The following is a 14059-nucleotide window of genomic DNA, read 5'->3' on the forward strand; positions in this document are numbered from 1 at the left end:
TGAAATAACCCGTGAAACAGGTCATGTAGCAGATCAAGCAACTTTTGTTGCGCCCCGAGCTGGTGGCGAAGTGGGTGCGAGTGCAGTGACCGACAAAGAGCGCCCCGAATTAGAATCCGTTGCTTTAGATGCCAGACAAACCTTCAGTGCCAGTGTTAACCCGTTAGTGGCCGCTGCCTCTGCGATGTTGTCCAAGCTCGTCGAGATTAAGTACACAAAGAGAATTGATGATCCGGAAAGCCTAAAGAAAGAATGGGAGCGAGAACTGGGCTCCTTCCACCCGCGAGCGTTGAGCCTCAATGCCGAAAGCCATCTGCTAGATCAGGCGTCCTACGTGTTGTGTACCGCCCTCGATGAAGCCGCGGTAAGAACCCAGCTGCCGGCAGTTGAGGGGGCTACGAAGAAAAACGATTGGTCGGCAACAAGCCTGCTGTATCGGATGCATAAGGAAACGTTCGGCGGTGAAAAATTCTTTGTCTTGCTCAGCGCCCTTAGAAGTAACCCAGTCAAGAATCTGGACTTGCTGGAGCTGATGTACCTCTGCTTGGCGCTGGAGTTTCAAGGCAAATATCACTCTGCGGATAAACAAGGAGAGGCTGAGCTCAACGACATTCGTGACGGACTTTATCGAACTATTCGCCACCTGCGTGGGGATGCACCGCGCGAACTATCGCCCCACTGGCTCGGCCTCAAGGATCAACGCCGCAATCTTGTACGCATTGTGCCGTGGTGGTTGGTAGTGCTTTTCACGTTGGTGTGTCTGACGGTCATGTATTCCGGGTTTGCCTGGGTGCTTAACGAGCAACGCGAGACCGTTCTTGAACCTTACCGTCAGCTTGATTCGGCAGTGATCCAACCGTGGTTGCAAGACAGGGATGCATGATGAAAATTTTCTTTAAAAAACTGGCGACGTTTCTAGGGAAAACCTGGGTTTGGACGCTATTGTTTGTATTGTTGGCTGCATTAGCAGTTTGGTTTTTAGGGCCGCTGCTGGCGGTCGATGATCACAAGTTCTGGGAAGACGCGAACTCTCGCTTGCTGAGCATCAGTGTGTTGTTTCTGGCGTGGGGCCTGTTTATTGTTTATGACAGCTGGCGCAGCACTCAACGTAAAAACGTCGAAGAAAAAAGCGCCGACGGTGCAGGGGGTTTATTAAAAACACTGCAAATGGAGGAAGACGAAAAGCGCCTGCGCAAGTTGTTTAAAAAAGCCGTTCGAACATTGAAAACCGCTAGCCTGTATCGCGGAAAAAGCGAGCGCTGGCGAAGCGAGTTGCCTTGGTATTTGGTGATCGGTCCCAAGAGCAGCGGTAAGAGCAGTTTGTTGAAACACTCAGGACTTGATTTTCCGCTCAACAACATCAGCAATGAGATCGGTAGCGAATCCGCCGTCGCGAATTTTTGCGAATGGTATTTCGGTGAGCATGGTGTGCTAATCGACACCGCTGCGCGCTATCTCACGCACAACCCTGGAACGGTCGAAAGCCATTCGTGGATAACGCTCCTCGGTTTGCTCCGAGCGCGTCGCCGCAATCGACCACTCAACGGTCTCATCATCACAGTGCCGATGGAGTTGCTAGAGAAGGATGCAGAAGGTTTGATGTCGCTTGCCAATTCGGTTCGCGAGCGATTGAAAGATATCCGCAAGCAACTGCGTGTGGATCTTCCTGTCTATTTGGTCATCAGCAAGGCTGACCAGGTCCAGGGTTTTGAAGCGTTTTTCGAACATCTAAGCAGGGAAGAAAGTGACCAGGTGCTGGGTGCCAGTTTCGCCAAGGGGCAGAGCGGCAATGATCGTGAAGTCATCCGCCATGAATTTGAAGAACTGCTTCGACGCCTGAACAGCCAAGTGATCACGCGTATGCAGCAAGAGCAAAGCTTGCCCCGGCGTGCTCTGGTTTTTGATTTTCCGCATAAGTTGGGAAAGATTGGCCAAGGTTTAACCAGTTTTGTTGCGCAAGCGTTCGGCGGAAATCGTTACGAGCGGGCTGGTCAACTTCGCGGTTTCTACCTGACCAGTGCGCCGCAGACCGGCGCCCAGACTGACACCTACAAAAAGGCCGCTGGAATGCCGGCATTCACCGGCTCCGCCCGCTTCATCAACCACCTGTTTAGCCGAGTGATCTTTCCTGAAGCCGAACTCGCCGGGCTCAACAAGCGTGAGCGCCGCCGAATCCACTGGGGTCAGCGTGCGCTGTACGTAACATCATTCGCAGCACTCGGCCTATTCGGCCTGCTTTGGGCGCTTGGGTTCTCCGCCAACCACAGCCGCCTTGAACAACTGCGTGAGTTCGCACAAAACCTCACCAAACAACATCTCGAATTGGCCCCGCAAGACGACGCCATGGCGGCGCTTCAGGTGTTGGACACCGGCTACGCGGCAAGCCGCGTATTCCCGGCGCTGAGCGATGTACAACTTCACGAACGCAGCGGGCTTTATCAGGGTGAACTTAGTCATCCGGTGCTGGATGATGCTTACCAGCGCCAACTAAAAACACAACTGCTGCCCCGCGTAGCCCGTACCCTCGAAGCGCAAGTGCGCGCCAACATGAACGATCGCGAGCGGCTCTTGGGTAGCCTGCGCGCTTACCTGATGCTCAACCTTACCGAGCGCCGGGATTCGTCGTGGCTCAAAGACTGGGTCGCCACCGATTGGTCGATGCGCTACATGGGCAAAACTCAGGTCCAGAACGGCTTGGGCGAACACCTCAGTCGTTTGCTAGCCCACGGATTTACCTACCCGCTTAACGATGCATTGGTGGCTCAGGCACGTCAGGTTCTAAAAGCGGAATCCCAAGCCGCTGTGGTCTATCGATCACTGCGAGAACAAGCCCAAAGCTTGCCAGAATACCGTGTCAGCCAACATATAGGTCCGCAGGGCGCAGTATTTCGCGGCACCGACTATCTGATTCCGGGCTTCTACACCCAGCGCGGTTATCAACAGTTCTTCACCACCCAAGGCGCGACTCTGGTGAACGACATCCTGCGCGATAACTGGGTGCTGGGCGAAAGCGCTGGCATCAGCGGCATGGACTTGCGCCGTTTGATGGTCGAGTTGGAGCAGCTGTATTTCCGCGACTACGCCAACCATTGGGGCGAAGCCATCGGCCAGATAAACCTGCAACCCTTCGGCAGTGCGGGCGAGGGCGCCAGCCAGCTTGCCGGGCTGATCGCCGCCAATTCGCCCCTGCTGCAACTGCTGGTCGAAGTCCGGGATAACACCCGCTTCCCTGATCTCACCGAAGGTGTCGAGCAACTGGCCGATACGGCCGGTGAAGCGGGCGGCAAACTCGGCGCACTGGGTAAAGTCGCCGCTGCGGCCGCCGGAAAAGCTCAGGGCGCACTCGCCAAGAGCCTGCCGGACACGGCGAAGAAAACCATGCAACGCCGTTTCGAGCCTTTGCACCAACTGCTTGACGCCAACAACGGCCCGGCACCCGAGCTGATGCCGACATTACAGGCGCTTAACGATTTGCAACTGCAAGTCGCCACGCTGGCGCGTTCCAGCCAGCCGGATCAGGCAGCTTACGAAATGGCCAAGCTGCGCATGAACGGCCAGCGTGATGCGCTGAACAGCTTGCGCGGAGCAACCAGCCGCTTGCCGCGTCCCATCAGCGGTTGGCTGGACGTGTTGGCCGAGGACACCTGGATGCTGGTCCTCGGTGATGCCTACCAATACCTGAATCAGCGTTATCAGAGCGAGCTTCACGAGTTCTATAGCAAAGCCCTGCATCAGCGTTACCCGTTCAACGCCCACAGCACCAGCGACGTCGCCATCAGCGACTTCCGTGAGTTCTTCAAAGCGCAGGGGGTTGCCGACCGTTTCTTCGACAACTACATGCGGCCCTTCGTCAGCGGCACGCCGGGTAACTACCGCTTGCGCAGCATCGACGGCCGTAGCCTGCCCATGTCGCGGTTGTACCTGGCGCAAATGGGCCACGTGCAGGTCATTCGCCAAAGCTTCTTCGCCCACGACCCGAACGAGCCGCAGGTGCAATTCAAACTTGAGCCCTACACCCTGGACCCGACCGTGAGCCGCGCCGAATTCCGCTTCGGCAACCAGCAACTGGAATACCGCCACGGCCCCATCGTGCCGATGTCCTTCACCTGGCCAACCGATGCCGAAGACGGGCGCACGAGCCTGGTGCTGGAAAAAATGGTCGGACGTGCCATCGGCATCGAGAAAAACACCGGGCCGTGGTCGTTGTTCCGCCTGCTCGACCTGATGCAGACCGAGTACCTGAAAGGCCGCGATGTGATGGTCCTCAAAGCCGACGTCGGTGGCCTGCGCGCCAATTACCTGTTGCTCGCCCAGCGCTCACCTAACCCGTTCGATGTGGCTGCCCTGCGCAGCTTCCGTCTGCCGGCGCAACTTTGATGAGTCAGGTAAACCCTTGGCGCAGCGTGGCCCGCACCCATGTTGGCAAGGTTCGGACGCGCAACGAAGACGCTTTCCTGGACTGTCCACAGCGCGGTCTGTGGGTGGTCGCCGATGGCATGGGCGGTCATCAGTGCGGCGACATCGCCAGCCAATTGATCGTCACCCACCTCGCCGAACTGCCCCAAGCGGCCAGCTTCGACGAGGGTGTGATTGCCGTGCGCCAGTGCTTGCACTGGCTCAACCGGCGCATGAGCCATGAACTGACCGTTAGCCCGGCGCGCAAAGACAAAATCATGGGCAGCACCGTCGTCGCGCTGCTGATCGACGGCAAACGCGGCGCCTGTGTCTGGGCGGGCGACAGCCGCTGCTATCTGCTGCGCGACAACCACCTACATCAACTGACCCGCGATCACTCGGTGTTTGAGCAATTGATCAACGAGCAAAAGATGAGTCCCGCCCAAGCCCGCCGGCAACCCAACTCCCAAGCCCTGACCCGCGCCATTGGTGCCAGTGATCAGCTCCAGTTGCAAATAGTGGAATTGGAGGTGCGACCGGACGATGTGTTTTTGCTGTGCAGTGACGGCTTTTATGAAGGGCTCGACAACGAGGTGCTGCTTAGAACCTTGGGCCTTGAGTCGATGCACAGCCTGTTCAATGACATATTAGGTGGCGCCGCCCGGGATAACTTGACTGCCATAGTGATTAGCCAATGACCGACGCCTTGCCGCCTTTACCCGACGTGCTGGCTGGCCGTTATCGCATCGAGCGTTTGCTGGGTGCGGGTGGCATGGGCTTGGTGTATCGGGCGCGGGATTTGTTGCGTGAGCAGATGGGCGCTCCCGACGCGGGCATTGCAGTCAAAATCCTCAGTGACGTGTTCGCACAATCGCCGGATGCGGACTTGCTGCTGTATAGCGAATTTGCGCTGACTCAACACCTACGCCACCCCGGTGTGGTGCAAGTGTTTGATTTCAATATCGACACCGCCACCCAGCGCGCATTCATCACTATGGAGTTGATGCGTGGTCTGCCTCTGGATCGACTGCTCTGCGAACGGCCATTGGGCGTACCTTGGATTGAGTTACGGGGTATCGCCATTGAATTGCTTGATGCGTTGGCACATGCCCATGGGAGAGGGGTTCTCCACGGCGACCTCAAACCCAGCAACGTCATGTTGACCGAAGACGGTCTGCGTCTGTTCGATTTCGGGCTCGGACAGACGTTGCACGGTGTGCTACCAGGATTACCCAAACTGCGTCGTAACGATCTCAACGCCTGGACGCCTTCCTACGCGGCGCCCGAATTGCTGGAAGGCGGGCCTCTTTCAACCAACACCGACATTTACGCCGTCGCCTGTGTGCTGTTCGAGCTTGCAAGCGGCAAACATCCTTTTCAGCGATTGACCGCGGTTGAAGCCCGGGAAAAGAAACTAAATCGTCGACTGCAATGCCCCACGCACTTGCCGAAAGGCTGTTGGCCGGCGTTGAAAACTGCCTTGGCATTTAAGCCAAAAAAACGCTCGATTAAGACTAGTGAATTGCGGGATATCTTCCTTCAAGCAGCACCAGCAAGGTCTTGGCGCTGGTTCTGATGGGTGCTAATGGATTTCAGGAAATTTCCTACATTGCGCATTGACTTGGATGGCATTTTTCTGGGGCGACATCGTTCACAGTCAGTCCTTACGTTGAAACAAGGAGTGACGAATGTCCCATCCGGCCAGTACCACAAAAATCACCCTGAGCATCAAGGGGGAACAAGAAAGTAACCTGTTGGTGCTCTCGTTCCAGGGTGAAGAAGCGATTAGTCGTCTTTATGAAATCACCATCGAAATCGTCACTGAGCGGCAACCGAGAGAATTTGAAAACCTACTGCATAAAGAAGCTTTTCTGTCTTTTGGCGAAGACGGTGAAGGTCTGCATGGCCATATTTACTCGATCAAAAAAGGCCGTACCGGTACTCGACTAACGTCCTACACGCTGGTGCTGACCCCCTATCTGTTCTACCTGCAACATTCCAGTCACCGGCGTATTTTCCAGAACCAGACCACCACTCAAATCATCACCCAAGTGCTCAAAGAGAACGGGATGTTCAGCGGTTTGCATGTTGAGTTCAAGACCGGCGCCTTACCTATGGCTGAGCGTGAGTCCTGTGTTCAATATGACGAAACGGATTTGCACTTTATTCAAAGGTTGTGTGAAGAGGACGGCCGTTGGTTCTACTTCGAGCACGCGCCAGATGGCCATCGCCTGATATTCGGCGATGACGAAGCTCTCTTTCACAATAAGCCGACATTGGTGCTCCCCCACGTACCTATTAACGGAATGGTGCCTGAGGGACCGGCCATCAATGACTTCGGGTTGCGTGTAATCGCTCGGACCAGCGAAATTATCAGCCGCGACTATGACTTTCAGAAGTCCCACGTTCAACTGGAAGCCATCAAAGATTCCAGCCTCGTCCCACATATGCAGGACTACGTTTACCCCGGCAATTTCACCGATGAGTCGGGTGGGCGCGAGCGCATAAAGCGACTGCTGGAACGCCATAGAACCGACTACCAATTAGCCGAAGGTGCGACCGACCAGCCGCTTTTGCGCAGTGGTTCTGTACTGCAAGTCGAGGGCCATTCTGACCCTGACTGGAACGCACTCTGGGTATTGATCTCCGTGAAACACGAGGCCTACCAGCCGCAAGTGTTGGAAGAATTCAATGCTGGCATGCTTGCTGAAAGCAACGGGATTGCACAGGGGTACCGCAATACGTTCACCGCCATTCCAGAGAAAACCCAGTTTCGGCCTCCTTTGAGGCACGGTATTTCGAAGATTCACGGCAGCCATACGGCAAAGGTTACCGGGCCTGCTGGCGAGGAAATTTACTGCGATAAATATGGACGAGTGCGCGTCAAATTCCACTGGGACCGAGCTGAACAGAACGACGAAACCACCAGTTGCTGGGTGCGTGTGTCTAGCAGTTGGGCGGGCCAGGGTTATGGAGCAGTCACCATCCCTCGGGTAGGCATGGAAGCGATCATTACGTTTCTAGAAGGCGATCCGGCCAAGCCAATGATCACCGGATGCGTCACCAATAATCAGAATCCAACGCCTTACCCTCTGCCTGAGCACAAAACCAAGAGCGTTTTCCGATCCAGAAGCACGCTCGCGAGCACTGGCTACAACGAACTGCACCTTGAAGATAAAAGCGGCAAAGAACTGATCTACCTCCGCGCGCAGCGGGACATGGAACAGAACATCCAAAATGACAGCCGCATTGAGGTCGGCAACGAACGCCTGGAAACCATCACGGGCAAAAGCACCTCGGTGCTCAAAGCCGCCGAAGACCGCACCACAACTGGCGAGCGATCCGTCCAACTGTTAGCGGGCGATAACCTGAACGTCGCGACCAGCAGTCATACCAAGGTCGGCCAAGTGCTGGTGGTTGAAGCGGGCACAGAAATTCACCTCAAATCCAGCGGCAACGTCGTTATCGATGCGGGCATCAGCCTGTCGATAAAAGCAGGGGGCGTCCACTTCGTTGTCAGCGCCGCAGGTATCTACTCCAGCGTACCCATTCTGCTGGGCGGCGCGCCCGTTCCGGGCACTCCGGCGAGTCCACTGACTCCTGACGCCGTTGCCGCATTGATCGCGCCTCCCGATTTGCCACCTGTTATGTCCTACGCCCAACAGGCAATCTTGATTCGCAGCAACGTCTTTGGCGACGATGTTTGTCCTCTATGCGAGGCCTGTCGAGAAGGCCTTTGCATGCTTGAAGGAGCTACCGCATGACTATTCAGCCCAACTCATGGATGGCCGAACAATCCCGCCTCGCCCGCTCGACCTACCTGATCCTTAACTCAGACGGTGAACAGGAAACCCGCCAAGCGTTTTTGGCGGTGGAACAGACGCCGGAGTACATCAGCGTCTACGCCCAAACCCCCATCAGCGATATGGTGACCGGTCCGCTGATTCTCAAAATCAGCAGCCCCATGCGGCCATTGCTTACCTCACTGTTCGAAACCCCCGAGCGCAACTGGGGTTGGCTGGTCAGCTGCAAAGGCGACCAGTTGGCGGCGATGGCCAATCATTGGCGCGCACGCATCATCATCGGCCAGCGCCCCGAGCAATCGCTGTACAGATTTCACGACAACCGAGTGCTGGCGCGGGCGTTGAATCATCTAAACCCCGAAGCGCTGCCTGAATACCTCGGGTCCATAGCCAGTGTTCTTTATTGGAATGGGCAGGAGTGGGCGGTGGGGGAGAATCCCAGTCCCGGTGTTTATCCCGTGCCGGTAAATCCAGCTTGGTTGTCTGTTCCAGTACCGGCGGCACAATCGCGGGCGATTTTGCATGCGAACGTAGCTCAATATTTGCTCTCAGAGCATGCTGAAGCCATTAGCGAACTCGATGAAAATATCAATGTGGGCCAATGGATAACTGAGCAATTAGATCTGGCAGATGACTGGAATTGGACCACTTCAAATCAGTTGGCCTTCCTGATTAGCCAGCGGCTCAAAGAGGAAAAAGGGGCCGTGATTCAAAGTTGGTTGCCTAAGAATGATGAAGCGCCAGAAGTTCATTTTGAACGGCTATACAATGAAGCCAAGTATTGGGCGAGCTGATCCTAATGATTATCTAATGGTAAAGACTATCGACGTGACGACCAATCGTTCACGAATGAAAAATTATTTTGTTCAAGTAATAAACGGCACAAATTTGAAAAAAATTAATTGGGTAGTAATGAGTGCGGCATTTCTAATGTGTACGGGATGTGCTTGGTTTGGAAACCGAATTGTCCCGCACTCCTGTATGTACGGCGGAACGCAAATTGATCTGATGGCGATACTATATCCACCTGCAATAATTAGTACATATGGTTTAAGTATTCCGTTTGGATTAATAGACTTGCCCGCCACATTTGTGATGGACACGTTAACCATTGGAGATGTCTCAGGCGTTGCTTGCCCTCCGTGGTCAAAGTTTTAAATTATAGTTGAGGCAAAGGAATAGCTATTGAGAACCTGGCGAGAACTGACTTAGAAAAAGAGGGATAGAAAATGTTTACCGAAAGGGACCGTTACAAAGGTTTGAGATACCTCACGCTTGGTATTTTTGTAATGCTTGCAGCTAGTTGCAAAACCTCTGCACCCGAAAGTTTCAAATTGAAAACAGCCATGCCAGCCAACTTCAGGCTTAACGCATTGGCCAGTTATGCTCCGGCGACCGGCGAAACCTGTACGGCCAAGCGCCGTACACCTACTCGGTTTCCGTTCAAGAGCGAATTGCAGGAAGCGGCCCACACTGTAGAGTTTGATATCCCTTTAGCCAAGATCGCGGATAGCTGCCCGTTGGTGCTGAAAAATATCAAGTTAGATATACGGGGCCAATATGGGCCGGATCGGGAAGATGGCGATAGTGATTTCGCTTGGCTGTCGTTCCTTGATTCGCCTGCTGATAATACTACCGATGACCCTGGTTTGATCGACAAACTATTTAACGGACAATGCCAATGGTTGTTTCGCACTATGGGGCCTAATCGTTATCTTGCGAAAATATTGAGATGCCGTGCTGAAGCTGAAAACGGCCAAGTTCTACTCCGCGCCGCCGGCGGAACTTTTCAGCGTGACCGGCTAGCCAGAAAAATAATTGATATAAGCTTTAATATTGCACGCGAAGAAGAGCCTTATTTTGAAAAATCCTGGTTAAAAACTCCACTCGGTTGGAAGGCATGCACCGGTCGGTGGGGATCCAAAAACGAAGAGTATTGCACTACCCCGCCTCATTTTATGGAATTTAAAATGCCTGATGGTAAGGCTTGCTTCATTTATCCAAGCTGCGCTGAATAGAAGAATATATATGCGTCTAAATGATAACGGAGAAGCGTTTAGTGAAAAAAATATTTCCTTCCCATGGATCGCACTGCAGTTAAATTTTCCAATGATGGTTAATACTTGGTGCCATAATTGGTATAGCCACATTAATATCAATTGTGCGCTCTTTATAATATCGGTCGGAGCCATGATTGGTTGTTCAGCTAAGCCTGTCGATACCTTCAAGTTACAGACCGCTATGCCTGCTAACTTTGAACTTCAGGCATTGGCCAGTTACGCACCAGCGAGCGGCGAGACCTGTACGGTCAAGCGCGGTACACCTACTCGGTTTCCGTTCAAGAGCGAATTGCAGGAAGCGGCCCACACTGTAGAGTTTGATATCCCTTTAGCCAAGATCGCGGATAGCTGCTCGTTGGTACTGAAAAGTATAAAGTTGGATATAAAAGGACGCTATGGCCCACGTTGGACAAATATTGGTATTGACAGCGCTTGGCTAACTATTCTCGACCGCGAAACTGGCACTCCGCCCTTATTGGGTAAAAGCGGCCAGCTGTTTAATGGGCAATGTCAATGGTTGTTTCGCACTATGGGGCCTAATCGTTATCTTGCAAAAATATTGAAATGCCGTGCTGAAGATAAAAAGGGTGAAGTACTTCCGCGTCTTGCTGGTGGGATATTGAAGCGTGGCCAGTTAGCTGGCGAAACCGTAAATATCGCCTTTAGGATTGTGGAGGAGGAGTTGCCTTACATGGGTGATACTTGGGTTAAATTCGCTAATGGGTGGAAGCGATGTATGGGAAAAGGGCTTGATGATGCTTATGCGTTTTGTCGCGGAAACAATACAGATTTTAAATCCTTCAGGATGCCGGATGGCCGCGATTGTTCCATATATCCAAGTTGCACTGAATAGCGGGCGCGGATATGGATTTTAATAATGAGGTGAAAAAAATGTTCAATCAGAAAGCACTAGCGTGTCCATTACGTGCTCAATGGTTTAGTTTTCGTATGGTAGATGAGTCCGGTGAAGGCAAGGTTTACGGAGGTCTCAAATTCTGGATCGTAGATAATATGGGACAGCGATACGAAGGGATACTTGATGCCGACGGTTTTGCTAAAAATAATGAATGCTACCGAGGTCCGGTACTTCTATATTTCAATGATGCCTATCATGGAGTAAGAGATTATTACACAGCACTCATGGAAAGAGACAATTACCCCCTGCCGGTTACAGAACTTCAGGTACGTGCGGAAGAATCTTTTTTTATTCATCAGGGGGGCATTCGTACTGAACACAATCCAGCGAAACTAGACGCCGATATTTTTTATCAGGTTGACGTCCGGGATTTAGTCGAGCACACGGCGCACCTGCCCCCGGTAGTAAAACGTTTTTATCCCCCTCGCAGGTCTGTCTTTAAGGCGATGAGCGGTTTGGGAATTGGGCCCGAACTGGAGGATATGTATGGCGTAGAGCTTCTACCCAATAAGCATACGGTGTTGGAGGTCCGCCCATTGCGTGCATTGCGACCTATGCTGTCTACCGACAACGAGTTCTGCGCGTTAAATCTTTATCAATTGGCGTTGGTGGCCACAATTACCTACAACGATTTTGGACAAGAACCGCGACAACGTCCGATTGATCACGTGAAGTTTCCCCTAAATCCAAGCTTTGGTAATTTATTTGCCGAAACGCTGGCTGGCTATCAAGAAGTTGGGCGTATGAAGCCGGAGCAGCCCACCCCGTTTTATCCAGTATACGAGGATGTTCCTTACTCAAAACGCTTTGAGATTCTTCCTTTTGATCCCGCGTTGTATGAGCAAAATCGGCCTGACAGGGGAGAAGAGCAGGAGCACCCGGCAAACATAAATTTTTTCGATGATTCAAATAACGAAGACGGCACAGACACTCAAGCGTTCATCAGCCACCATGATGAAATTGTGTTAATTACCGTTCGTGGCACTCAGGAGGGTGCAGATTTTTTCCGAGATGGCGATGCTCTTCAAGTGCCATTCGTTGGAGGTCAAGGAAAGGCGCACCAAGGATTTCACAGCGCTTATCTTGCCATCCATGATTTTGTATTGATTTATCTGTCCAAGTTTTACACTGGTCAGAAAATCATTATTTGCGGTCACAGCTTAGGCGGCGCTATAACGACTTTATTGGCAGAGGCGCTACGTCGTAATGAACAAGGATACGACGTTCTCCTCTATACATATGGTTCCCCACGCGCGGGTGATTCCACGTTTGTCGAAGGCGCCTCCAAACTAGTCCACCACCGCATAGTCAATAATAATGACCCTGTGCCCAGCGTACCCTCGCCGTGGATGGATGCGAATTGGAAGGTATGGGTGCCGGGTGTTGTAGTGGGGGCAAGCAACCCTTATGGTTGGTTACTGTTCTACGCGGGAACGGCCAACTTAAAGGGGGACGAGTACAGACATCATGGAAAACAACAGCATTTTATGCCTGTGAAATTCAACGGCCGTGAAGAATCTTCTATCCTCTGGGACCCCGGATGCGAATCTATTGAAGGTGCGGCAATATGTAAACTTGCTAATAAGTTATATGCAAACGGCAAGAATGATATGCCAGACAGGGCTGCATTCATTACGCAGATCGTTAACCATAATGATCATTATATGGTTCCAAGCTACGTGCCTTTTGCTTGGGCGACTTTTCGTCGCTGGCAACAAACGCTTGAAGCTAATCAGACAATAGTTACTGACAGAGAATATCGCCTTATTGAAAAGGCACTTGAGCAACAGGATCGCGAAATTAGTCGGGAGGAGGCGCGCGCCCCACGCGCGGTGAATTTACGTAGTCGTGAAGATGGGCCAAGTAACCTGTTAAGTCAGCTTATTTCAGAAAGACACCGTTTGAATTTGACCCGCGCTCGGCTAAGTAAACTGAATGCAACCAGACTTAATCCGATTGATGTTTATGGGAGCGCGGTTTTATCACCCACGTTTGAAGCAGGACTAGAACGTTGGAAGGCTCATAAAGAGAACACGGCCGAGGTGCAGTTGGCGGCTATTCCGTCAGAGCCGGACGATGTGTACATTGCAGGCGTTTATCAGGATAGGGACGCTGACTCATTTACTTAATGACTTTTGATTTTTAAGAAGTCGCTCCTGCGTATACCCGTTCGCTCCTTAAAGTCGGCGAGCTCAACTGGGCAGATTAGCGGTTCAAAGATTTTGCTGCAAACAGCCTGGATGAAAACACGCCGAAGGCTTCGATTATCGGATGGTGACCGGGATTTGAATAAATCATCCGATTTATCGCAGCCTTCGGCAGCTCCTACAGACTAGTGGAGTCGGAGAACGTTGGTTTGCCGTATTATTTGAATTGGTTATATAAGTCGTAAGGCAGGAGGATTGTGTCGACTGCGGCGTCGACGGGTAAGGAATAAACAAATGCCACGGGGCAGATTATCGACATCCAGCATATGTAATGTGAGGGGTCATACCCACTCGCAAAACCTCCCGTAAGAAATTCGTAGCTGCCTTGAAGGCTTTTAAAAAAATAGGCGTGAGGATCGTCGTATTGTGCTCTGCCTGCTAATGTCCCGCATCCGTTTGTAGAGAGTAATAAAAACAACATTAGTGTCGTTTTTACAATGTGGTTTGCTTTTTTGAAGATGTTGGTCATTTCGACATCCCTTGTGTTGCTGAAAGTATCGAAAGCATATTCAGCAAATAAAACTCAGTCTGTAGTCCGGCGTGTTAATTGCTGTAGGAAAGTTCCGATAGTCATCGTCAGGGTGCACGGGAGTTATAGGGCTAAGTGTGAGTTGTTGGTTAGCCAGACACAGCTTTAACGTGAAGGCGAATCCATTCTTGAATGAATTCGCTCCCACA

General features: G+C 52.3%; 8 protein-coding genes and 1 pseudogene. All 9 read left to right on the top strand.

What is annotated here, in order from left to right; genetic code table 11:
* Positions 1-4 precede the first annotated feature (4 nt).
* The 9 genes and pseudogenes from icmH to RGW60_RS19180 all read left to right on the top strand — a co-directional run bounded on the left by icmH (position 5) and on the right by RGW60_RS19180 (position 13303).
* A complete protein-coding gene (gene icmH, locus RGW60_RS19140; protein WP_407074103.1) occupies positions 5-883 on the top strand; it encodes a type IVB secretion system protein IcmH/DotU in 879 nt (292 codons plus the stop codon).
* Positions 883-4377, top strand: coding sequence for a type VI secretion system membrane subunit TssM (gene tssM, locus RGW60_RS19145; RefSeq protein WP_322206049.1), 3495 nt, complete (start codon positions 883-885; stop codon positions 4375-4377). The genes icmH and tssM overlap by 1 nt, the downstream gene beginning before the upstream one ends.
* On the top strand, positions 4377-5093 hold the full coding sequence (locus RGW60_RS19150; RefSeq protein ID WP_322206050.1) for a PP2C family serine/threonine-protein phosphatase: 717 nt from the start codon (positions 4377-4379) through the stop codon (positions 5091-5093). The genes tssM and RGW60_RS19150 overlap by 1 nt, the downstream gene beginning before the upstream one ends.
* Positions 5087-5971 (top strand): annotated as a pseudogene (locus tag RGW60_RS19155) (serine/threonine-protein kinase); the annotation flags it as partial. The gene RGW60_RS19150 and the pseudogene RGW60_RS19155, both read left to right, overlap by 7 nt.
* A 112-nt stretch (positions 5972-6083) precedes the next feature.
* On the top strand, positions 6084-8159 hold the full coding sequence (gene tssI, locus RGW60_RS19160) for a type VI secretion system tip protein TssI/VgrG (protein ID WP_322206052.1): 2076 nt from the start codon (positions 6084-6086) through the stop codon (positions 8157-8159).
* Positions 8156-8992, top strand: a complete 837-nt coding sequence (locus tag RGW60_RS19165) for a DUF4123 domain-containing protein (protein ID WP_322206053.1) — start codon at positions 8156-8158, stop codon at positions 8990-8992. Before tssI ends, RGW60_RS19165 begins: the two co-directional genes overlap by 4 nt.
* Before the next feature lie 435 nt (positions 8993-9427).
* Positions 9428-10216, top strand: a complete 789-nt coding sequence (locus RGW60_RS19170) for a hypothetical protein (RefSeq protein ID WP_322206054.1) — start codon at positions 9428-9430, stop codon at positions 10214-10216.
* Between the two features lie 10 nt (positions 10217-10226).
* Positions 10227-11111 (top strand): hypothetical protein, encoded by an 885-nt coding sequence (locus RGW60_RS19175; RefSeq protein WP_322206055.1) that lies wholly within the window; start codon positions 10227-10229, stop codon positions 11109-11111.
* Between the two features lie 11 nt (positions 11112-11122).
* On the top strand, positions 11123-13303 hold the full coding sequence (locus RGW60_RS19180) for a lipase family protein (RefSeq protein ID WP_322206056.1): 2181 nt from the start codon (positions 11123-11125) through the stop codon (positions 13301-13303).
* Positions 13304-14059 lie beyond the last annotated feature (756 nt).

This window comes from Pseudomonas sp. AB6, from assembly GCF_034314105.1.
GTDB lineage: Bacteria > Pseudomonadota > Gammaproteobacteria > Pseudomonadales > Pseudomonadaceae > Aquipseudomonas.

What these genes read in the sequence shown, in the direction of transcription:
- RGW60_RS19170 (WP_322206054.1), top strand. Translation starts at nt 9,428, where the DNA reads ATGTTTACCGAAAGGGACCGTTACAAAGGTTTGAGATACCTCACGCTT.
- tssI (WP_322206052.1), top strand. Translation starts at nt 6,084, where the DNA reads ATGTCCCATCCGGCCAGTACCACAAAAATCACCCTGAGCATCAAGGGG.
- RGW60_RS19175 (WP_322206055.1), top strand. Translation starts at nt 10,227, where the DNA reads ATGCGTCTAAATGATAACGGAGAAGCGTTTAGTGAAAAAAATATTTCC.
- RGW60_RS19150 (WP_322206050.1), top strand. Translation starts at nt 4,377, where the DNA reads ATGAGTCAGGTAAACCCTTGGCGCAGCGTGGCCCGCACCCATGTTGGC.
- RGW60_RS19165 (WP_322206053.1), top strand. Translation starts at nt 8,156, where the DNA reads ATGACTATTCAGCCCAACTCATGGATGGCCGAACAATCCCGCCTCGCC.
- RGW60_RS19180 (WP_322206056.1), top strand. Translation starts at nt 11,123, where the DNA reads ATGGATTTTAATAATGAGGTGAAAAAAATGTTCAATCAGAAAGCACTA.
- tssM (WP_322206049.1), top strand. Translation starts at nt 883, where the DNA reads ATGAAAATTTTCTTTAAAAAACTGGCGACGTTTCTAGGGAAAACCTGG.